Here is an 18,825-nt window from a genome sequence, read left to right as displayed (position 1 = left end):
CGATGCCGCCGACGAGCGCGACGGCCGCGGGTCGCGCAGCGGGCCCGAGTTGGGCACCCGGGCTCCGAACGAGATCTTGGCCATCAACCACTCCCGAGAGTCGTGCCGACGTCGATCGTCTGAATCGGCCGGCTGCGGGCGAGTGTGCTCAGCCCGCAACCGGCCGGTATGTGGGTGCCCGGGGCAATTCCCGCGCAGCTTTTCGATTGAAGATACAGGATACAATCGAGCAGTCAAGAGTGGCCCGGATCACACTTGGTGTCGGGAGGGGTGTGCGGCGTCAGGCGGAGGCGAGCGCCGCGACGTCGCCGACGACGATGACGGCCGGCGGCTTCGCCCCGGCCTTCTGCGCTGCCGTGGCGATGCCGGAGAGCGGCGCGGTGGTGACCCGCTGGCCAGGGCCGAAGCCGTCCTCGACGACGGCTGCGGGGGTGGCGGGGTCCATGCCGTGCGCGACGAGTTGGGCGGCGGTGTCGGCGAGCAGGCTGACGCCCATGAGGAACACCAGCGTGCCCTCGGTGCCGGCGAGGTTGGCCCAGTCCAGGCCCTCGTGGCCGGAGACGACGGTGAACTGCTTGGCCAGCCCGCGGTGCGTCACGGGGATACCGACGGAGGCGGGCACGGCGATCGCGCTGGTCACGCCCGGGACGACCTCGACGGGGACGCCGGCCTCGCGGCAGGCGGCCGCCTCCTCGCCGCCGCGGCCGAGGACGAACGGGTCGCCGCCCTTGAGCCGGACGACCTGCTGGCCGGCCTGCGCGTGCTCGACCAGCAGCCGGTTGATCTCATGCTGCGGGACGGGGTGGTGGCCGGGCGTCTTGCCGACGTCGATCACCTCGACGTCGTCGTCCAGGTCGGCCAGCAGCGCGCGCGGCGCCAGCCGGTCGACCACGACGACGTCGGCGGCGGCCAGCAGCTGCCGGCCGCGGGTGGTGATCAGCCCGGGGTGGCCGGGGCCGCCGCCCACGAGGGCGACCTGACCCCGTCGATCCCGGCGGGTCCGGCGCAGCGGCAGCTCGCCCGTCTCCAGCGCGGTCTGGACGGCGTTGCGCAGCCGGACGGCGCGCCGCGGGTCGCCGCCGGCGGTGACGGCGATCAGCACGTCGCCGACCCGGGCGACGGCCGGCGTCCATGCGGCCGAGCGGGCGGCGTCGTCGGCGCGGACGCACCAGGTGCGCTGGGCGTCGGCCGCCGCGGCGACGGTGTCGTCCACGGCCGGCTCGCCGGTGGCGGTGTGCACCAGCCAGGCGCCGTCGAGGTCGCCGTCGGAGTAGTCGCGCGGCGACCACGTGACCCGTCCGGCCGCGACCAGCTCGGCCAGCGGCTCGCACAGGAACGGCGCGACGACGTGCAGCTGGGCGCCGGCGTCGACGAGGGGGAGCGCGCGGCGTGCGGCCACCGGGCCGCCGCCCACCACGACGACCCGCTTGCCGGCGACGTCCAGCTGCAGGGGATACATCAGATGTTGATCCCGCACTCGGTCTTCGACGAGCCGGACCAGCGGCCGGCGCGCGCGTCCTCACCAGGCGCGACGGGACGGGTGCACGGCTCGCAGCCGATCGACAGGAAGCCCAGCTCGCGCAGCGGGTTCACCAGGATGGAGTGCTTCTCGACGTACGCGTCGACCTGCTCGTCGGTCCAGGTGGCCAGCGGGTTCACCTTGACCTTGCCGCGCTTGGGGTCCCAGGCGACGACGGGGGTGGTGGCGCGGCTGGACGACTCGGAGCGGCGGACGCCGCCGGCCCAGGCGTCGTACGGCTTGAGCGCGCGGTCCAGCGGCCAGACCTTGCGGATCGCGCAGCACAGGTCGGAGTCGATCTCGTAGAGCTTCCCGTACTCGGCCTCGTGCTCCGGGACGCGCAGCGGGTGCGTGATCGTCTCGACCTCGACGTCGTAGGTCGCCGCGATGGCGTCGCGCGTGCCGATGGTCTCGGCGAAGTGGTAGCCGGTGTCGAGGAACAGCACCTTGATGCCCGGCACCGCCATCGACGCCACGTGCGACAGCACGCCGTCGGCCATCGAGGCGGTGATGGCGAACCGCTCGCCGAAGGTCTCGTGCGCCCAGCGGACGATCTCGCCGGCCGGTGCGTCCTCCAGGTTCCGCGCGGCGTCCAGCGCGAGTGCCTCGAGGGAGTTCGTCGGGCAGAGGGTCATCCTGCGCTCCTTCGGGTCGAGAGGCCGAGCAGTTTCACCGAGAACACCCGCAGACAGGACCGGCACTCCCACGCACCGTGCGGCTCCTCCACGGGGAAGAGGTCCTCCTCCGCACAGAACGGGCAGTGCATGATCGCGGCCCTGGTCTCAGCCATGTCTAGATCGCCGTCCTCACTGGAGTGCGTCCTCGTCCGCGCGGGCCACCCACTGGGCGAACCGCTCGCCGTCGGTGCGCTGCTCGACGAATCGCCGGACGACGCGCTCCACGTAGTCGGGCAGTTCCGCCGCCGTCACCTTGAGGCCGCGCAGCTTCCGGCCGAACCCGGCGTCGAGACCGAGACCGCCACCGAGGTGGACCTGGAAGCCCTCCTCGCCCTTGACGACCTGCCCCTTGAGGCCGATGTCGGCGACCTGGATGCGGGCGCAGGAGTTCGGGCAGCCGTTGATGTGCAGCGAGATCGGCACGTCGATGTCGGCCGTCAGGTCGGCCAGCCGCTTCTCCAGGTCGCCGACGGTGTCGACGGCCAGCTGCTTGGTCTCGACGATGGCCAGCTTGCAGTACTCCAGGCCGGTGCAGGCCATGGTGTTGCGGCGGAAGACGCTCGGCCGGGCCTGCAGGCCGATCGCGTCGAGCGCGGTGACCAGCGACTCGACCTGGTCGCCGTCGACGTCGAGGATGACCAGCTTCTGGTGCGGCGTCGTGCGCAGCCGGCCGGAGCCGTGCGTCTCGACGACGTCGGCCAGCTTGCTGAGCATCGAGCCGGAGACGCGGCCGACCAGCGGCGCGACGCCGACGTAGAAGCGGCCGTCCCTCTGCTCATGGACGCCGACGTGGTCGATCGGCTCGACGTGCCCGGGCGGCGGCGGGCCGTCGATCAGCTTGCGGCCGAGGTACTCGTCGGACTCGAGAACTTCCCTGAACTTCTCCGGGCCCCAGTCGTCGACGAGGAACTTCAGCCGTGCGCGGTGGCGCAGGCGGCGGTAGCCGTAGTCGCGGAAGATGCCGACGACGCCGGCCCACACCTCGGGCGCCTCGTCCAGCGGGACCCACGCGCCCAGCCGCACGGCCAGCTTCGGGTTCGTCGACAGGCCGCCGCCGACCCACAGGTCCAGGCCCGGCCCGTGCTCGGGGTGGACGACGCCGACGTAGGCGATGTCGTTGGCCTCGTGCACGATGTCGGGCAGCCCGCTGATCGCCGACTTGAACTTGCGCGGCAGGTTCGAGAACTCCGGCGACCCGATGTAGCGGCGCTGGATCTCGTCGATCGCCCAAGTGGGGTCCAGCACCTCCTCGGCGCTGATGCCGGCGACGGGGGAGCCGAGGATGACGCGGGGCACGTCGCCGCAGGCCTCGGTCGTGCTGAGGCCGACGCCCTCCAGCTTCTCCCAGATGGCCGGCATGTCCTCGACCCGGATCCAGTGCAGTTGGATGTTCTGCCGGTCGGTGACGTCAGCGGTGTCGCGCGCGTACGTCGTCGAGATCTCCGCGACGGTGCGCAGCTGCTCCAGGCTGAGCGCGCCGCCGTCGATGCGGACCCGCAGCATGAAGTACTCGTCGTCCAGCTCGTGCGGCTCCAGCACCGCCGTCTTCCCGCCGGGGATGCCGGGCCGTCGCTGCGTGTACAGGCCCCACCAGCGGAAACGCCCGCGCAGATCCTGCGGGTCGATGCTGGCGAACCCGCGCTTGCTGTAGATCGTCTCGATCCGCTTGCGGACGTTGAGCCCGTCGTCGTCCTTCTTGACCCGCTCGTTCGGGTTCAGCGGCTCCAGGTGGCCGAGGGCCCACTGCCCCTGGCCCCGGGGGCGCTTGGGAGCCGGCGTCTGCGTGGGAGACATGTGCAGTGCAGTCCTCGAAGGGTCGGGGACGCACGGTGCGCGCGCTTTCTTCGGCGGCTGTGGTGTCCGGGGTGCCCGCCGGCGCGACCGCGCGCCCGGCTGAGTGAGTCCGGGGCGGTCAGAACGCCAGACAGAGCATGCTGTCCATGCGGCCGTAGTCGACGTGACGCCGACTCACCAGCAGCAGAGGAATGACGGACAACATGCGAAGCATCGTGCCATGCTTCGGCGCTGGTCGCGAATGGCGTGTCCATCATTCGGGCAAAGTTGTCTTATATTTCGAGATTTCCTAGCGGTTGAGTAGGTTTTAATGCGGCGTGTGTAGGGTCGGGCGGTGCGACGAATCCTGCGACCCGTTGTCCTGCTCGCCGTCGGCGTCCTGGCGCTGACCGCCTGCTCCGAACAGCTCGACCAGGGCCTCAACGACCTCGCCGCCACGGCGCTCGAGGACGCCGTCACCCGGCAGCTCTCCGATGCCGGTGTGACGCTCGAGACCGGCCCCGACTGCTCCACCGACCTCAACCGCGACGGCACCTCCCTCAGCGGCGACGCATCCTGCACGGGCACCGCGGTCGACGGCCGCGACGTCCGGGCCGAGTTCGACGGGACGCTGTCCAGCTCCGGCTGCACCGGCTCCCTCGGCGTCTTCGTCGACGACGAGGCGATCGCTCAGATGGACGAGATCCCCGACTGCTCGGTGAACGTGAGCCTCTGAGGCAGGCCGGGGCCGCGACGGGGAGTCCGGCTCGGCGAGCGGCGGGTCCTCGATGGCGGCGGCCGTCCTCGATACGCAGTGTGGTCCTCGATCTCGAAAACCCTCCTCTGCATGCCTCGAGGACGGTTCTTGCCATCGAGGACGACTCTGGGCATTGAAGTGGGCTGCTGGCTGGTGTCGGGAGGGACTTTCACCCGCCAGGGCCGGGAAACTCCCTCCTGACGTTCGTGGAGGGTGGGTTACTGCTGCTCTGGCCGCAGTAGATCGCCCCCGACACCGCCGAACGCCCGGCAGGGACGGCGGGCTATGTGCGGGAGGCCCACCTCATCACCCCCGCAGAACCTCACTCCGACGCGTGACCGGTCGCCGGCTCGACCGGGCGATCCTTCCCCTGATGCTGGCAGTCGCACCAGGAGCGGCCCTTCTCGCGAGCCGGGCAGTCGTCGTGGCGTTGCTCACTACACGCGGGACAGATCACGGCGCCTCCGGGGTCGCGCGGCGGACGATCGCACCAGTATCCAGCCCGGCGGGCAGCGCGCCATAGACCCCGTGCCGGGCATCGAGGCGGCTGGCGCAGAACGCGTCGGCGACGGCCGGCGGAGCGAACCGGACCAGCAGGCTGGCCTGCAGCAACACCGCCATCCGGCCGGCCAGCACCCGCGCCTGCCCGGGCTCGCCCACCTCGACGTCGAGTGAGCTCAGCGCCTCATCGAGGCGGCGGTCCTGGCCCTTCGCGGCCTCGACCTCGGTCCGCCAGGCGGCGACGGCGTCGGGCTCGCGCGTGATCACCCGCAGCAGGTCGAGCGCCTGGACGTTGCCGGCACCCTCCCAGATCGAGTTCAGCGGCGCCTCGCGATACAGCCGCGGCATGCCGCTCTCCTCGACGTAGCCGTTGCCGCCCAGGCACTCCAGCGCCTCGGCGACCGCGGCCGGCGTGCGCTTGCACACCCAGTACTTCGCCAGCGGCAGCCCGATGCGCCGCAGCGCCCGCTCGTGCGGATCGGCGGCGGCGTCGACGGACGCGGCGAGGCGCATGCCGAGCGCCGTCGCGGCCTCGGACTCGAGCGCGAGGTCGGCGAGGACGGCGCGCATCAGCTCGGAGTCGGCCAGCCGGGCGCCGAACGCGGACCGGTGCGCCGCATGCCACGTCGCCTCGGCCACGGACCGGCGCAGCAGCGCGGCCGAGCCGAGCACGCAGTCGAGCCGGGTGGCGGCCACCATCTCGATGATCGTGGCCACACCGCGGCCCTCGTCGCCCAGCCGCTGCGCCAGCGCGCCGTCGAACTCGACCTCGGCCGACGCGTTGGCCCGGTTACCCAGCTTGTCCTTGAGCCGCTGCAGCCGCAGGGCGTTGCGGCTGCCGTCGTCGAGCACGCGGGGGAGGACGAAGCAGGTCAGACCGCCCGGCGCCTGCGCGAGCACCAGGAACACGTCGTTCATCGGCGCCGAGCAGAACCACTTGTGCCCGGTGAGCCGGTACCAGCCGGCCCCGATCGAGGCGGCCGGCTCGGCCCGCGTGGTGTTGGCGCGGACGTCGGAGCCGCCCTGCTTCTCGGTCATCGCCATGCCGGCCAGCGCGCCGGCCTTCGTCGCGGGCGCGCGCAGGCCGGGGTCGTACGCCGTCGACGTCAGCCGCGGCTCCCACACGGCCGCCACCGCGTCGTCGGTCCGCAGCGCCGGGACCGCCGCGTACGTCATGGAGACCGGGCAGAGATGCGCCGCCTCCAGCTGGCTCCACACCAGGAACTTCGCGGCCCGGACGGCGTGCGCGGCCGGCCGCGGCGGGGCCCACGGCGCCGCCTGCAGCCCGTGCTCGACGGCGGCCGCCATGAGCCGATGCCACGACGGGTGGAAGTCGACCTCGTCGACGCGATGGCCGTACCGGTCGTGCGTGCGCAACACGGGGCCGTTGCGGTCGGCCTCGACGGCCCATCGCTGCGCCTCGGCGGACCCGGCCAGCCGCCCCAGCGCAGGCAGCTCGTCGCGCGCGCCGGCGCCGCCGTGGCGGCCGAACGCCTCGGCCAGCGCGGCGTCGGCGCCGAACACGTCGTAGCCGGTGAGCGGCGGCGGCTGGTTGGTGACCTCGTGTGTCGCTTCCACAAACCCACGGTAGACCGGGCCGGCCGTTATTCGCTGGCCGCGAATGCCCGCCTGTGGATAACGTGACGATCAAATTCAGCCTGTGGACGACGGAGGAGGTGAGCGGCCCATGCACGTGAGCAGATCCGTTCGCTCCAGTACTCTCCGGCCAGCACGCCGCCGCTGACACCGTCGCGCGTGAGGCCACCCGAGAAGAAGGTCTCACATGTCCGCTTCCCAGCAACGCCTGCTCGACCTCGGCTGGACGCCCGACGTCGGCCGGGCGTTCCAGCCCTACCGGGGCGCCCACCGGCTGGCCCGCGTCTGCCGCGTCGACCGCGGCGGCGCCGACCTCGCCGGCGGCATGGGCGCGGTCCGGGCCACGTACGGCGGCGACGTGCTGCGCGCCGTCGCCGCCGACCGGATGGCGCAGCCCGCCGTCGGCGACTGGACCGCGGTCCGCGACTGGCCGGACGACCGCGTCACGCTCGAGGCGGTGCTGCCGCGGCGGACGGCGATCGTGCGCGACAGCGCCGACCGGACGTCGTACGGCCAGGTCGTCGCCGCGAACATCGACGTCGTCGTGATCGTCGAGCACCTCGACCCCGATCCCGACCTCGGCCGCATCGAGCGGCTGCTGGTGCTGGCGTGGGGGAGCGGCGCGCAGCCGGTCGTCGTCCTGACCAAGCCCGACCTCGTCCCCGACCCGGACGGCATGCGCGCCGAGGTCGCCGAGGTCGCGCCGGGCGTGGAGATCCTGCTGGTCAGCGCGGTTCCGGGGACCGGGCTCGACGAGCTGGGCGCGCTGCTGCGCAACGGCCGGACGCTGGCGCTGGTCGGGCCGTCCGGTGCGGGGAAGTCGACGCTGACCAACGCGCTGGCCGGGGTCCCGCTGCTGCCGACGGGGTCCGTGCGGGCCCGCGACGGCCGCGGCCGGCACACGACGACGCATCGCGAGCTGGTCGTGCTGCCCGGCCGCGGCGTCATCGTCGATACGCCCGGACTGCGCGCCGTCGGGCTGGTGGCCGACGACGACGCCGTCGCCGGGGCGTTCGCGGACGTCGAGGCGCTGGCGGCGCACTGCCGGTTCCGTGACTGCGCGCACGTGGCCGAGCCCGGGTGCGCCGTCCGGCTCGCGGTCGCCGACGGTGAGCTCGACGAGGACCGGCTGGCGCGCTGGCGGAAGCTGCGGCGCGAGGCGGCCCGGAACGCGGCTCGCCGCGCGGGGGACCGGCGCTCCGTCGTCGCCGAACTGGAGGCGAAGCGGCACCGGCGCTGACGCCGTCGCAACCCGTCAGCCGGCCCCGTCAGCCGGCCACGGAGCGGGCGGTTGTCGCCGGCCGGGTGATGGGCCAGGATGGCGGCGCGGGCACGCCGCACTCGATCGAGGACGCCATGACGCTCGAAGACAACGCTCGCCACGTCATCGACACCACCCGCTACATGAGCCTGGGCACCGTCGACCCCGACGGCCGCGCCCGGGTGTCGCCGGTCTACTACGCGCCCGACGGCTACGACGTCTTCTACTGGATGTCGGTGCCCGAGGCGCAGCACTCCCAGAACATCGAGCGCCAGCCCGAGATGAGCGTGGTGATCTTCGACTCGACCCAGCCGGTCGGCAGCGACATCCGCGCCGTCTACCTGAAGGCCACCGCCGGCCGGGTCCCGGACGACGAGCTGGCGGTTTGCGCGCCGATCGCGTGCCGGGTGCGGTTCCCGGAACGGACCGAGCCGTTCCCCGTCGAGTGGCTGTATCCGCCGGAGCGGCTGCGGCTGTGGCGGGCGCGCGTGACGGAGCACTCGGTGCACGTGCGGGGGAGCGACCCCGAGTACGGGACGGGCATCGACTCGCGGCGTGTGGTGACGTTGTGAGCGGCGGGTGCTGCGGCCCGCGTAGCTGAATCGGCGTCCCTACGCGACCGCGTCGGCGCAGCTCATGGCCGCACCGGGCGCGGTCTCGCCGTGCGTGTGTTCCAGGTGGGCCTCGCCCCACGCGCGCACGTTCTCGACGACGGGCAGCACCGTGGCGCCGTACGGGGTCAGCCGGTAGATGACCGGCGCCGGGACGGGCCCGGTCTCGACCCGCTCGACGAGCCCGTCGGCCTCGAGCTCGCGCAGTTGCTCGGCCAGCACCTTCGGGGTGATCGGCGCGCCCCGGCGCCGCAGGCCGGCGAAGTGGCTCTCGCCATGGGCGAGCCAGTACAACAGGGTCAGCTTCCACTTCCCGCCGATCGCGGCGAACGCCGCCGCCATCGGGCAGCCGGGAATGGGGTTGGGGCGCGACGGTGAGGGGTTACCTAAAAGTGCCTTCTTGTTCACGGGCCCACTCTGCTCCGATATTCGCCTCATGAACACTCACGCGAAGATCACCACGCCACGGAAGCGGATCCTGGTCGTGTGCATGTCGCTGCTCGCGTTGACCGCGGGCGCGGCGTCGGGCGAGGCGGCGCCGATTCCGTCAACGACTCGAGAGGCTGTCGCGGAAGGCCAGCGAAGCTTCGACTGGGAGATCGGCACCTGGCGCTCTCAGGTGCGGGTGCTGGCCAATCCGCTCTCGGACGCCCCGGACGAGTGGCTCGACTTCGCGGGCACGAGCGTCGTCCGCCCGCTGATGGACCGTCGGGCGAACGTCGTCGAGTTCGAGGTCCAGGGGCCGACCGGACGGATCGACGCCCTCAACATGCGGCTCTACGAGCCGCAGAACGATCGCTGGAGCCTGACCTTCGTCAACATGCGCGACGGGCTGCTCACGCCGGCCGTTTACGGCGGCTTCGACGGCAGGGTGGGCGAGTTCTACGGCGAGGATCAGCTCGATGGACGCCCGATCAAGGTGCGCTTCCTCGTCACCCGGCTGGGACCGGACAAGGCCCGATTCGAGCAGGCGTTCTCCGACGACGGCGGGCAGACGTGGGAGACGAACTGGATCGTCGTGGACAAGCGGATCTGACCCGCAACCCGACCGCGCGGACATGAAAGAGGCCCTGCCGACAAGATCGACAGGGCCTCTGAGCTGGTGGGCGATACTGGGATTGAACCAGTGACCTCTTCCGTGTCAGGGAAGCGCTCTCCCGCTGAGCTAATCGCCCGAGTCTTCGTACCGAGGTGGAGACGGGATTTGAACCCGTGTAGACGGCTTTGCAGGCCGTTGCCTCGCCTCTCGGCCACTCCACCGTGATGAGGGCCGAAGCCCCGCTCCGAGCGGACGACGGGACTCGAACCCGCGACCCTCACCTTGGCAAGGTGATGCGCTACCAACTGCGCTACGTCCGCATTGCATCGGGCCGGTTTCCCGTACCACGGTGCGGGTGAAACATTAGCCCATCGATGCCGCCGCCGCCAAACGCGGTAGCGTCGCGTGTTGTGGACGTGCCGCCGACACCCATGGCGCATCTCGGGGGGATGCTGGCCACGGGACTGGCAGAGGTGTCGTCCGACCTGCGGGTCCTCGACGGGGCCGGGCGGTGGGCCGTCGTGGTGACGTTCGAGGGCGACATCGTCTGCGCCCGGTTCGACCACTGGGAGAACGCGCCGCTGCCACGGGCCGAACGCCGGTGGAACGGACCCGAGGCGGCGGCCTGGACGTCGTCGCTGGAGCGCGAGGCCTACGTCGACGCCGTGCGGGAGGTGCGGGAACGCATCGCGGCGGGGACGGTGTACCAGGTCAACGTGTGCCGGGTGCTGGAGGCGCCGCTGCCGGACGGCGCCGGCGACCTGCTGCCGCTGGCGAACCGGCTCCACGACCGGCACGACGCGCCGTTCGCCGGCATCGTCGCGCTGCCCGACCTCCAGGTCGTGACGGCGTCGCCGGAGCTGTTCCTGCGCCGCCGCGGCGACCACGTCACGTCGTCGCCGATCAAGGGGACGGGGCGGACGGCGGCCGACCTGACGGCCAAGGACGGCGCCGAGAACGTGATGATCGTCGACCTCGTCCGCAACGACCTGTCGCGGGTCTGCGTCACCGGCAGCATCGCCGTCGACGAGCTGCTGAGCGTCGAGAAGCACCCCGGCCTCGTGCACCTGGTGTCGACGGTGAGCGGGCGGCTGCTGCCCGGCGCGGGCTGGGCGGAGCTGTTCGACGCGACGTTCCCGCCCGGCTCGGTGTCCGGCGCGCCGAAGTCGACGGCGCTGGAGGCGATCGCGGAGCTCGAGCCGGTGCCGCGCGGGCCGTACTGCGGCGCCGTCGGCTGGGTCGACGCCGACACGGGGGAGGGCGAGCTGGCCGTCGGCATCCGCACCTTCTGGGCGCGCGACGGCGTGCTGCGGTTCGGGACCGGCGCCGGCATCACGTGGGGCTCGGATCCGGACCGGGAATGGGCCGAGACGGAACTGAAGGCGGAGCGCCTCGTAGGCTTGGCCTCGTGCTGACTTGGGTGAACGGTGAGCTGCTGGACGAGTCCGACGCGACCGTCAGCGTGTTCGATCACGGCCTCACGGTGGGCGACGGCGTCTTCGAGACCGTGAAGGTCGTCGGCGGCGTGTCGTTCGCGCTGGGCCGGCATCTGGCCCGGCTGGGCCGCTCGGCCGCCGGGCTGGGCCTGCCGGCGCCCGACCCCGTCGAGGTCGCCAAGGCGTGCGAGCAGGTCGCGGTCCAGGCGACCGGCGACGGCGTGTACCGGCTGCGCATGACCTACACCGGCGGTGTCGCGCCGCTCGGCTCGCAGCGCGGCGACGCCGGGCCGACGCTCGTCATCGCGCTGGCGCCGGCCGCGCCGCAGCCGCCGGTCACGACGGTCGCGGTGGTGCCGTGGCCGCGCAACGAGCGGGGCGCGCTGGCCGGCCTGAAGACCACGTCCTACGCCGAGAACGTCGTCGCGCTGGACCGCGCGGCTGCCGCCGGGGCCAGTGAGGCGCTGTGCGCCGACACCCGCGGCCGGCTGTGCGAGGGCACCGGCAGCAACGTGTTCGTCGTCGTCGGCGGCCGGCTGCTGACGCCGTCGACCGCGACGGGCTGCCTGGCTGGCGTCACCCGCGACCTCGTCATCGAGTGGTGCGACGCGGCCGAGGCCGACGTCGACCTCGGCGTCCTCGACACCGCCGACGAGATCTTCCTCACGTCGACGACGCGCGACGTGCAGCCGGTGTCGTCGGTCGTCTGGCCCGACGGGCGACGGCGGGAGCTGCCGGCCCCCGGCCCGGTGACGGCGCGCGCCGCCGCGACGTTCGCCGAGCGGGCGGCGGCCGACCCGGAGCCGTGAGCTGACGCCGTCGTCAGACGGCGGCGGCGCGCTGCCGCTCGCGGTAGGCCGCGACGTGAAGCCGGTTGCCGCAGGTGCGGCTGTCGCAGTAGCGCTTGGAGCGGTTGCGCGAGAGGTCGACCAGGACGCGCTCGCAGTCGGGGGCCGAGCACACCTGCAGCCGCTCCTGCTCGCCGGCGACCACGACGAACGACAGCGCCATGCCCGCGTCGATCAGCAGGTGCTCGGCCGGGCGCGAGCCGGGCGCGAAGTAGTGGATGTGCCAGTCGTAGCCGTCGTGGTTGGTCAGCCGCGGGCACACCCGCGCGCCGCTGAGCAGCTCGTTGACCAGTTCGGCGGCGGTGGCGGTGTCGCCGGCCTCGAAGACCTGGCGCAGCCGCGGGCGCAACGCCCGAACCGCCTGCAGGTCGGACTCGGTGACCGTGGGCAGGTCGCTGATCTTGAATGAATCGATGAACGACCGCAGCGCGCCGACGTCGGGCAGGCCCTCGGTGCCGCCGGCGACGGGGTCGCCGTTCACCAGGTCGACGACAGCCTCGAGAGCGTGTTCGGTGTCGTGGCTGAAGGTCACGTGCCCTGCCCTTACCTCGGATTCCGGGTCTCAAGTGGACTTGACCGTAGTCGACCGGTGCGCGGCGGACAACATGCGAGGGACACGTGGTGAGGTCAGGTACGGTCCAGCAACGAGTCCAGGACGGCGTCGATGCTGAGCAGCCGCCCCTCGATGCCGGTCGGCACCAGCGTCCACGTCTGGATGAGGAAGTCCTCGACCGCCGTCGCCGGCGCCTCCAGCACCGCGTCGCCGTCGGGCGAACGCAGCCGCAGCCGCACCGTCGGCGTGCCGTGCGGGTCGAGCGCCGGCCAGACGTTGATGTCGCCCTTGCCGCTCGGCTCGTCCAGCCCGGCACTGAGCAGATCGCGGGCGAACACCCACGGCACCGGCTCGCGCGCCGTGGTGTCGAACACCGCCGTGACCGCCAGCGGGTCGGTCACGGAATAGCGCAGCTCCGCCTGGATGTACCGCTCGTCGTCACCCTCGTCGAGCAGGCGCAGGGCCAGAGGGTAGGAGATGGTCGACGCGCTCATGGCCAGTAGTGTCAGCCCATTCCGGACATCGCGCAACGCGAAACTCCGGCGGTTGTTTCTGTTCGGGTGCCGGGGTGCGGTATCGTTCTGCTCGCGCCCGGGCGATTAGCTCAGCGGGAGAGCGCTTCGTTCACACCGAAGAGGTCACTGGTTCGATCCCAGTATCGCCCACCCAGGTCAGCCCCTGTATCGATCATCACCTCTCGAGCCGTTTCAGGGCTCTGTGCGCCAGCCGTGTGATGATCTTGGTCGATCGGTGCGACGCCCTTGTCCGAACGACGGGGCCGGCCGACCTTGTGATCAGATCGTCTCCATTTCTCGCCCTCGCTGACACCCTCAGCGAGGGCTTTCTGCTGCGGCACCACTTACGTGCGTGGCCAATGAGTGGCGTCCACCGATGCACCTCGGCGCGGCCGTCAGCAGAGTGGACCGCGGCACTTGGTCGGGGCCTGCGGCTGTCGGAGCGGAAACCGCCGCTTCGGGGATGTCGAGAACGGCGCACCGGCTCCGTCCCAGGAACAGCAGCGGCTAGGACCGGCCGCGTGACGAGAAGGAGAGAACCACCATGACGATCCAGCGGATGGACAACGTCGGCATCGTCTTCGACGACCTCGACGCGGCCGTCGCGTTCTTCCTCGAGCTCGGCATGGAGCTGGAAGGCAGGGCGACGGTCGACGGGCCCGTGGCGGACCGCACCGTCGGACTCGACGGCGTCCGCTGCGACATCGCGATGCTGCGGACCCCGGACGGCCACGGCCGGCTCGAGCTGGCGAAGTACCGCACGCCCGCGGCGATCGCCGGACCGCACAACCCGCCGCACAACACGGTGGGCATGCATCGCGTCATGTTCGCCGTCGACGACATCGAGGACGTCGTCGCCCGCCTGCGCACGCACGGCGCCGAACTGGTCGGCGAGCTGGCCCAGTACGAGGACAGCTACCGGCTCTGCTACGTCCGCGGCCCCGAGGGTGTCATCGTCGGGCTGGCCGAGCAGCTCGGCTGACAGCCGTCAAGGCCGGACCCACTCACCCAACGTCAAGGAGACCGCACCATGGGAAAGATCGTTGTCTGCACCATGCTCAGCGTCGACGGCTACACCGAGGGCCGCGACGGCGACGTCATGGCGATGCCGATGGATCAGGCGTTCGCCGAACACAACACCGACCGGACTCGGACGGCGAGCTCGTTCCTGTTCGGCGGGACGACGTATCGCGGTGCCCTGACCTACTGGCCCCAGCAGCACGACAACCCGGACGCCTCACCGCTCAACCACTACATCGCCAAGCGGTACGCCGAGGGCATCCCCATCACGGTGGTGTCGGACACTCTGACCGCGGACGACACCGGGCCATGGCGCGACCAGACCACGATCGTCCGGCGCGCGGACGGTCACGAGGCCGTCGCGAGGCTGCGCGAGCAGGAGGGCGATGCCTTGATGTTCGGCAGCCGGACCCTCTGGACCGACCTGCTGGCCCATCGGTTGGTCGACGAGCTCCACCTGATGATCGGCCCCAAGATCGTGGCCGGCGACCAGCGCGCCTTCGCGGGCGTGGCCGAGACCGACCTGCGGCTCATCGGCGTGCGGACCTGGGGCGGGTCGGACAACGTGGTCCTCAGCTACGGGCTCGGCCGGTCGTGAGCGGGGAGACGGTACGCGGGTTGCGGCCGGGCGACGCGGGGTACGACGCCGCGCGCACGGTCTGGAACGCGATGGTCGACCGCAGGCCGGCCCTGATCGCCCGCTGCGCTACGGCCGCGGAGGTGGTCGAGGCGGTGCGGTACGGCCGCGAGCAAGGTCTCGAGATCGGCGTGCGCGGCGGTGGGCACAGCGTGCTCGGCCTGCCGATCGCCGATGGCGGGCTGGTGATCGACCTGGCGCCGATGGGCACGGTCCGGGTCGACGCCGGCAGCCGCCGGGCGCGGGTCGGCGGCGGCGCGCTGCTCGGTGCGCTGGACACCGCGGCCCAGCGATACGGCCTGACCACCACCGCCGGCAACGTCTCGCACACCGGCGTCGGCGGCCTGACGCTCGGTGGCGGCGTCGGATGGCTGGCCCGCATGCATGGGCTGACCTGCGACAACGTCACCTCGTACGAGGTCGTCACGGCCGACGGTGAGCTGGTCACGGCCAGCCGGACCGAACGACCGGACCTGTTCTGGGGGCTGCGCGGCGGCGGCGGCAACTTCGGCGTCGTCACCGAGTTCGAGTTCCGCCTGCACCCGATCGGGACCCGGGCGCTGCGAGTGGAGCTCGTGCACGAGCTCGAGGACGCCGGCACGGCGCTGCGCGGCTGGCGCGATCTCCTGGCCGAGGCGCCTCGCCGCGCGACTCCCGTTGCCCGGGTCACCGAACGTGACGGGCGCCCGGTGGTGACGATCGGGTACGTCTGGGTGGGCGATCCCGCCGACGGGCGGCGGTTGCTCGCCGCGTACAGGTCGATCGGGCGGCCGGTCGCGGAGCGGGTCGAGGAGCTGAGCTACCTCGACCTGCAGACCGCCGACGACGATGACGAGGGCCATGCCGTACGCCGCTACTGGAAGGGCCACTACCTCCGGCAGCTGAGCGACCGGGCGATCGAGGCGTTCCTGGACCGCGGGAACGGGACGGCCCCGGCGGGGCGGCTGACGCTGAACGGCGGGGCGGTCTCCGACGTGCCGGACGAGGACTCGGCGTTCAGCCACCGCGACGCGCTGGTCGAGTTCACCACGGCGACGGGCTGGACCGATCCCGCGGAGGACGAGGCACGGATGAGCGCTGCCCGGGAGTACGCCGCGGGCATCGAGCCGTTCGCGAGCGGCGCCTACGTGAACGCCCTGTCCGACGAGGGAGCCTCAGGAGTACGCCGCGCCTACACCCCGGCCAAGCTGGCACGTCTCACGGAGCTGAAGGTCCGGTACGACCCGGACAACGTGTTCCACCTCAACCCGAACATCCGCCCTGAACCGCGTCGAGCCGGCGACGGCCGTCCTGGCGACCACTAGCGTCCGGCGCTCATGGCCCGGCCGCCGGTCAGCGCGCCCAGGACGACGAGGAGAGCGCAGGTGATCGCGATCGCGGTGAGCGGCAGCCAGGGCATGGTCAGTCCGACGTCGGTGACGTCGGCGGTCGTCGCCCGGCGGATGAGCCAGCCGAGGAAGGCGGTGACCGCGGCGCCCACGAGGAGCGCGGCGGCGCCGACCAGGCCGGCCTCCCAGAGCGCCATCCGCCGCACCTGCCGGTGAGTCGCGCCGAGCAGCTGGACGACCCGAACCTGGCGGCGCCGCTGCGAGGCGCCGATCAGGATCGCGTTGACGATCGCGATGCCGGCGTAGAGGCCGGCCGGCCCGAGCAGCACCCAGAGGCCGACGTCGTTGGCCGACCGGGCCTCGCGGTCCACCTGGTCGATCCACGTGTCGCCGGCCAGGACCCGGCTGGACGTACCGGCGAGGCGCTGTTCGATGGACGCTCGCGCGTCGGCGACCGAGACGTCGTCGCGGGGCACCACGAAGATCAGCGCGGGGTCCAGCCCTCGCAGCTCCTGCTCGACGAGGCCGGCGGGCACGAGCAGGTCGCCGTACAGGTCGGGCGCGTCGGCGACCACGGCGACGATCCGCAGCGCCACGTCGCTGCCGTCGATCCGTGCCGGGAGCGTGTCGCCGAGGTCCTTGCCCGAGTCGCTGACCCAGGTCTCCGACACTGCGAGGGACTGGCCCCGCAGGTCGCCGAGGTCGCCGCGGACGGCGTGCAGCCCGCGGGCGGTCGTGGCGGCGGCGACGTCCACGGCCTCGACGTCCTCGGTCTCGCCGTCGGCGCCGAGCCGCAGCCGCACCGGCGGGCTGGCGTCGGCGATCGCGACGGCCGGGTCGTCGGCGAGCAGGTCGGTGACGCCGGCCGCGCCGGCCTCGACGACCAGGGGCGCGGCGAGCTGCTCGCGATTCAGGGCCGTCGTCCAGTCGGCGGTGAAGCTCAGCGCGACGATCATCGACCCCGCGATCGACGAGATGGCCACGATCGGAGCCGCCAGCGCCGCGGGGGTCCGCGACGAGGTGCGGACGTGGTCGCGCGCGAGCCGGGCGGCGACGTCGCGGCCGACGAACGGCCGGGCGAGCAGGCCGGCCAGGGCCGGGAACAGCACGCCGCCGAAGCACATGAGGCCGATGACGATCACCTCAGGCAGCAGGATGGCCGTGACCAGCGCGAAGAGCGGCTCCATCCGGGTGGCGACCAGCAGGACGCCCACCACCGCGGCTGTGCAGCACAGGCCGATGAGCCACTGCCACACGCTGAGCCGCCGCCGCTCGACGGCCGCCTCGTGGAGGGCGGCGACGGGTGGCACCCGCGCCGCACGCCGGGACGCGCGCCAGGCACCCACCAGAGCGACACCTGCGCCGCAGGGCGCCGCGACGGCCCACGCCGCCCACGGCGACGGGGACTGCAGGTCGAGGTCGGTGATACCGCGGGACCGGAGCAGCGCCAGGACGACCGGCGTGAGGGCGGTGGCCGCGAGACAGCCGGCCACCGTCGCGACCACCGCCACCACCGCGGACTCGCCGAGCACGAGGCGGCGCACCTGCCGGGGCGTCGCCCCGACGAGACGCAGCAGCCCCAGCTCTCGGCGCCGGGTGGCGACCACGAAGCCGAACGTGCTCGAGACCACGAACATCGCCATGAAGAGCGAGACCGCCGCCATGAACCCGAACATCGCCCCGAGTTCGTCCAGCTGGGCCAGGTCGGCCGTGGTCGCGCCGGGCTGTGACGCCGTGGCGGCGACCGAACCCAGGAGCGACACGGTCAGCGCGATCAGCACGATGCCGCAGGCGAGCGCGGTGAAGGCGCCGGCGAACGGCCGCCAGTTCTGCCGGACGGTCTGCCGGCTCAGGCTGAGCATCATCGTTCGAGCTCGTTCATCGCGGCCGCGATGCGGCTGGCGTCGGCCTGGTGCAGCCGCCCGACCACCTGGCCGTCGGCGAGGAACAGCACGTGGTGCGCGAACGACGCCGCGAGCGGGTCGTGGGTGACCATCACGACGGTCTGCCCGTGGTCGTCGGTGAGCCTGCGCAGCAGCTCGAGCACCTGGCGGCCGGAGCCGCGGTCGAGCGCGCCCGTGGGTTCGTCGGCGAACAGCACGTCGGGCCTGGAGTGCAGGGCTCTCGCCACCGCGACCCGCTGCTGCTGGCCGCCGGACAGCTCGGGCGGCCGGCGCTTCGCGAGACCGTCGAGGCCCACCTGATCGAGGGCACCGATCACCGCGTCGCGGTGCACCCGCCGGCCGGCGAGACGGGCCGGCAGCGCCACGTTGTCGTACGCCGTCAGGGCGTCCAGCAGGTTGTAGGCCTGGAAGACGAAGCCCATGGAGTCGCGACGTACCCGCGTGAGCTCGGTCTGGCCGAGTCCCGTCAAGGCGACGCCGGCGACGGTGACCTCGCCGCGGGTCGGGCGGTCGAGCCCGGCCGCGACCTGGAGGAGGGTGGACTTGCCCGAGCCGGACGGTCCCATCACGGCGGTGAAGCTGCCACGCGGGAACGCATGGGTGACACCGCGCAGAGCGTGGACGTCGCCGGCACGGGATCGATAGGTGCGGGTGACGCCGTCGAGGGCGACCGCGATCGTGGTCTCGGGAGCGGCTGTCTGCGAGAGGGTTCCGGTCATGGTTCGAGTCCACCGTCGCATCGACGTCCGGGCACGGGCTCGTACGCGAGATCCGGGGTAGCGCGTGCGCTACCCCGGCGGGCCACCGATGCATCTAGGGTCCTGTGGAGGGCCGGGCATACCGGCGACGA

At 72.4% G+C, this 18,825-nt stretch carries 19 protein-coding genes and 4 tRNA genes; 10 read left to right on the top strand and 13 right to left on the bottom strand.

Annotation, left to right across the window (positions count from 1 at the left end):
- Positions 1-280: 280 nt before the first annotated feature.
- Genes cobA through BLV05_RS22880 form a run of 4 tightly spaced genes read right to left on the bottom strand, consistent with a single transcriptional unit; the run spans position 281 to position 3,990 of the window.
- Positions 281-1,459 (bottom strand): uroporphyrinogen-III C-methyltransferase, encoded by a 1,179-nt coding sequence (cobA, locus tag BLV05_RS22890; RefSeq protein ID WP_046770042.1) that lies wholly within the window; start codon positions 1,457-1,459, stop codon positions 281-283.
- Entirely contained in the window at positions 1,459-2,154 is a 696-nt protein-coding gene (locus BLV05_RS22885; RefSeq protein ID WP_046770041.1) for a phosphoadenylyl-sulfate reductase, read from the bottom strand. The genes cobA and BLV05_RS22885 overlap by 1 nt, the downstream gene beginning before the upstream one ends.
- Entirely contained in the window at positions 2,151-2,309 is a 159-nt protein-coding gene (locus BLV05_RS36655) for a hypothetical protein (RefSeq protein ID WP_169790503.1), read from the bottom strand. Before BLV05_RS36655 ends, BLV05_RS22885 begins: the two co-directional genes overlap by 4 nt.
- A gap of 16 nt (positions 2,310-2,325) precedes the next feature.
- Positions 2,326-3,990, bottom strand: a complete 1,665-nt coding sequence (locus BLV05_RS22880; RefSeq protein WP_046770040.1) for a nitrite/sulfite reductase — start codon at positions 3,988-3,990, stop codon at positions 2,326-2,328.
- Positions 3,991-4,324: 334 nt separating this feature from the next.
- Between BLV05_RS22880 and BLV05_RS22875 the strand changes: the two genes are divergently transcribed.
- Positions 4,325-4,705, top strand: a complete 381-nt coding sequence (locus BLV05_RS22875) for an LPS-assembly lipoprotein LptE (protein ID WP_046770039.1) — start codon at positions 4,325-4,327, stop codon at positions 4,703-4,705.
- A 474-nt stretch (positions 4,706-5,179) separates the two neighbouring features.
- Here BLV05_RS22875 and BLV05_RS22870 read toward each other — a convergent pair whose 3' ends face one another.
- Complete coding sequence (locus BLV05_RS22870) at positions 5,180-6,805, bottom strand: acyl-CoA dehydrogenase family protein (protein ID WP_046770038.1); 1,626 nt, start codon at positions 6,803-6,805, stop codon at positions 5,180-5,182.
- A gap of 205 nt (positions 6,806-7,010) precedes the next feature.
- On the opposite strand from BLV05_RS22870, the gene rsgA reads away from it, so the two are divergent.
- A complete protein-coding gene (gene rsgA / locus BLV05_RS22865) occupies positions 7,011-8,063 on the top strand; it encodes a ribosome small subunit-dependent GTPase A (RefSeq protein ID WP_052762667.1) in 1,053 nt (350 codons plus the stop codon).
- A gap of 116 nt (positions 8,064-8,179) precedes the next feature.
- Positions 8,180-8,656: a pyridoxamine 5'-phosphate oxidase family protein gene (locus tag BLV05_RS22860; RefSeq protein ID WP_046770149.1), complete on the top strand. Its 477-nt coding sequence runs from the start codon at positions 8,180-8,182 to the stop codon at positions 8,654-8,656.
- Between the two features lie 39 nt (positions 8,657-8,695).
- On the opposite strand, the gene BLV05_RS22855 is transcribed toward BLV05_RS22860, so the two are convergent.
- The gene (locus BLV05_RS22855) at positions 8,696-9,037 is read right to left on the bottom strand and encodes a winged helix-turn-helix transcriptional regulator (RefSeq protein WP_046770037.1); all 342 of its coding nucleotides are present in this window, start codon (positions 9,035-9,037) and stop codon (positions 8,696-8,698) included.
- A gap of 148 nt (positions 9,038-9,185) precedes the next feature.
- On the opposite strand from BLV05_RS22855, the gene BLV05_RS22850 reads away from it, so the two are divergent.
- On the top strand, positions 9,186-9,731 hold the full coding sequence (locus tag BLV05_RS22850; RefSeq protein ID WP_197683268.1) for a hypothetical protein: 546 nt from the start codon (positions 9,186-9,188) through the stop codon (positions 9,729-9,731).
- Between the two features lie 64 nt (positions 9,732-9,795).
- Here BLV05_RS22850 and BLV05_RS22845 read toward each other — a convergent pair.
- From BLV05_RS22845 to BLV05_RS22835, 3 genes are all read right to left on the bottom strand, one after another.
- A tRNA-Val gene (locus tag BLV05_RS22845) sits at positions 9,796-9,870 on the bottom strand.
- 14 nt (positions 9,871-9,884) lie between these two features.
- Positions 9,885-9,955, bottom strand: a tRNA-Cys gene (locus BLV05_RS22840).
- A 26-nt stretch (positions 9,956-9,981) separates the two neighbouring features.
- Positions 9,982-10,054, bottom strand: a tRNA-Gly gene (locus tag BLV05_RS22835).
- A 111-nt stretch (positions 10,055-10,165) separates the two neighbouring features.
- On the opposite strand from BLV05_RS22835, the gene BLV05_RS22830 reads away from it, so the two are divergent.
- A complete protein-coding gene (locus BLV05_RS22830) occupies positions 10,166-11,149 on the top strand; it encodes a chorismate-binding protein (protein ID WP_197683267.1) in 984 nt (327 codons plus the stop codon).
- A complete protein-coding gene (locus tag BLV05_RS22825; RefSeq protein WP_152690851.1) occupies positions 11,143-11,979 on the top strand; it encodes an aminotransferase class IV in 837 nt (278 codons plus the stop codon). The genes BLV05_RS22830 and BLV05_RS22825 overlap by 7 nt, the downstream gene beginning before the upstream one ends.
- Before the next feature lie 13 nt (positions 11,980-11,992).
- Here the strand turns inward: BLV05_RS22825 and BLV05_RS22820 are convergent, their stop codons facing one another.
- Positions 11,993-12,550, bottom strand: coding sequence for a CGNR zinc finger domain-containing protein (locus BLV05_RS22820; protein ID WP_046770033.1), 558 nt, complete (start codon positions 12,548-12,550; stop codon positions 11,993-11,995).
- Between the two features lie 95 nt (positions 12,551-12,645).
- Positions 12,646-13,065 carry an SsgA family sporulation/cell division regulator gene (locus tag BLV05_RS22815; RefSeq protein ID WP_046770032.1) on the bottom strand — a complete coding sequence of 140 codons (420 nt, stop codon included), beginning with the start codon at positions 13,063-13,065 and terminating at the stop codon, positions 12,646-12,648.
- Between the two features lie 99 nt (positions 13,066-13,164).
- Between BLV05_RS22815 and BLV05_RS22810 the strand changes: the two genes are divergently transcribed.
- The 4 genes from BLV05_RS22810 (at position 13,165) to BLV05_RS22795 (ending at position 16,047) form a co-directional block, all read left to right on the top strand.
- Positions 13,165-13,236, top strand: a tRNA-Val gene (locus BLV05_RS22810).
- Positions 13,237-13,630: 394 nt separating this feature from the next.
- Positions 13,631-14,068 (top strand): VOC family protein, encoded by a 438-nt coding sequence (locus BLV05_RS22805; RefSeq protein WP_046770031.1) that lies wholly within the window; start codon positions 13,631-13,633, stop codon positions 14,066-14,068.
- Positions 14,069-14,116: 48 nt separating this feature from the next.
- Positions 14,117-14,704, top strand: coding sequence for a dihydrofolate reductase family protein (locus BLV05_RS22800; RefSeq protein WP_046770030.1), 588 nt, complete (start codon positions 14,117-14,119; stop codon positions 14,702-14,704).
- Positions 14,701-16,047 (top strand): FAD-binding oxidoreductase, encoded by a 1,347-nt coding sequence (locus BLV05_RS22795; protein WP_046770029.1) that lies wholly within the window; start codon positions 14,701-14,703, stop codon positions 16,045-16,047. Before BLV05_RS22800 ends, BLV05_RS22795 begins: the two co-directional genes overlap by 4 nt.
- On the opposite strand, the gene BLV05_RS22790 is transcribed toward BLV05_RS22795, so the two are convergent.
- Entirely contained in the window at positions 16,044-17,936 is a 1,893-nt protein-coding gene (locus tag BLV05_RS22790; RefSeq protein ID WP_082155412.1) for an FtsX-like permease family protein, read from the bottom strand. The two genes, BLV05_RS22795 and BLV05_RS22790, sit on opposite strands and share 4 nt — an antisense overlap.
- Positions 17,933-18,694 carry an ABC transporter ATP-binding protein gene (locus BLV05_RS22785; protein ID WP_046770027.1) on the bottom strand — a complete coding sequence of 254 codons (762 nt, stop codon included), beginning with the start codon at positions 18,692-18,694 and terminating at the stop codon, positions 17,933-17,935. Before BLV05_RS22785 ends, BLV05_RS22790 begins: the two co-directional genes overlap by 4 nt.
- Positions 18,695-18,825: the final 131 nt, after the last annotated feature.

Source organism: Jiangella alkaliphila, assembly GCF_900105925.1.
GTDB lineage: Bacteria > Actinomycetota > Actinomycetes > Jiangellales > Jiangellaceae > Jiangella > Jiangella alkaliphila.
This window is presented reverse-complemented; position numbering and strand designations above follow the sequence as displayed.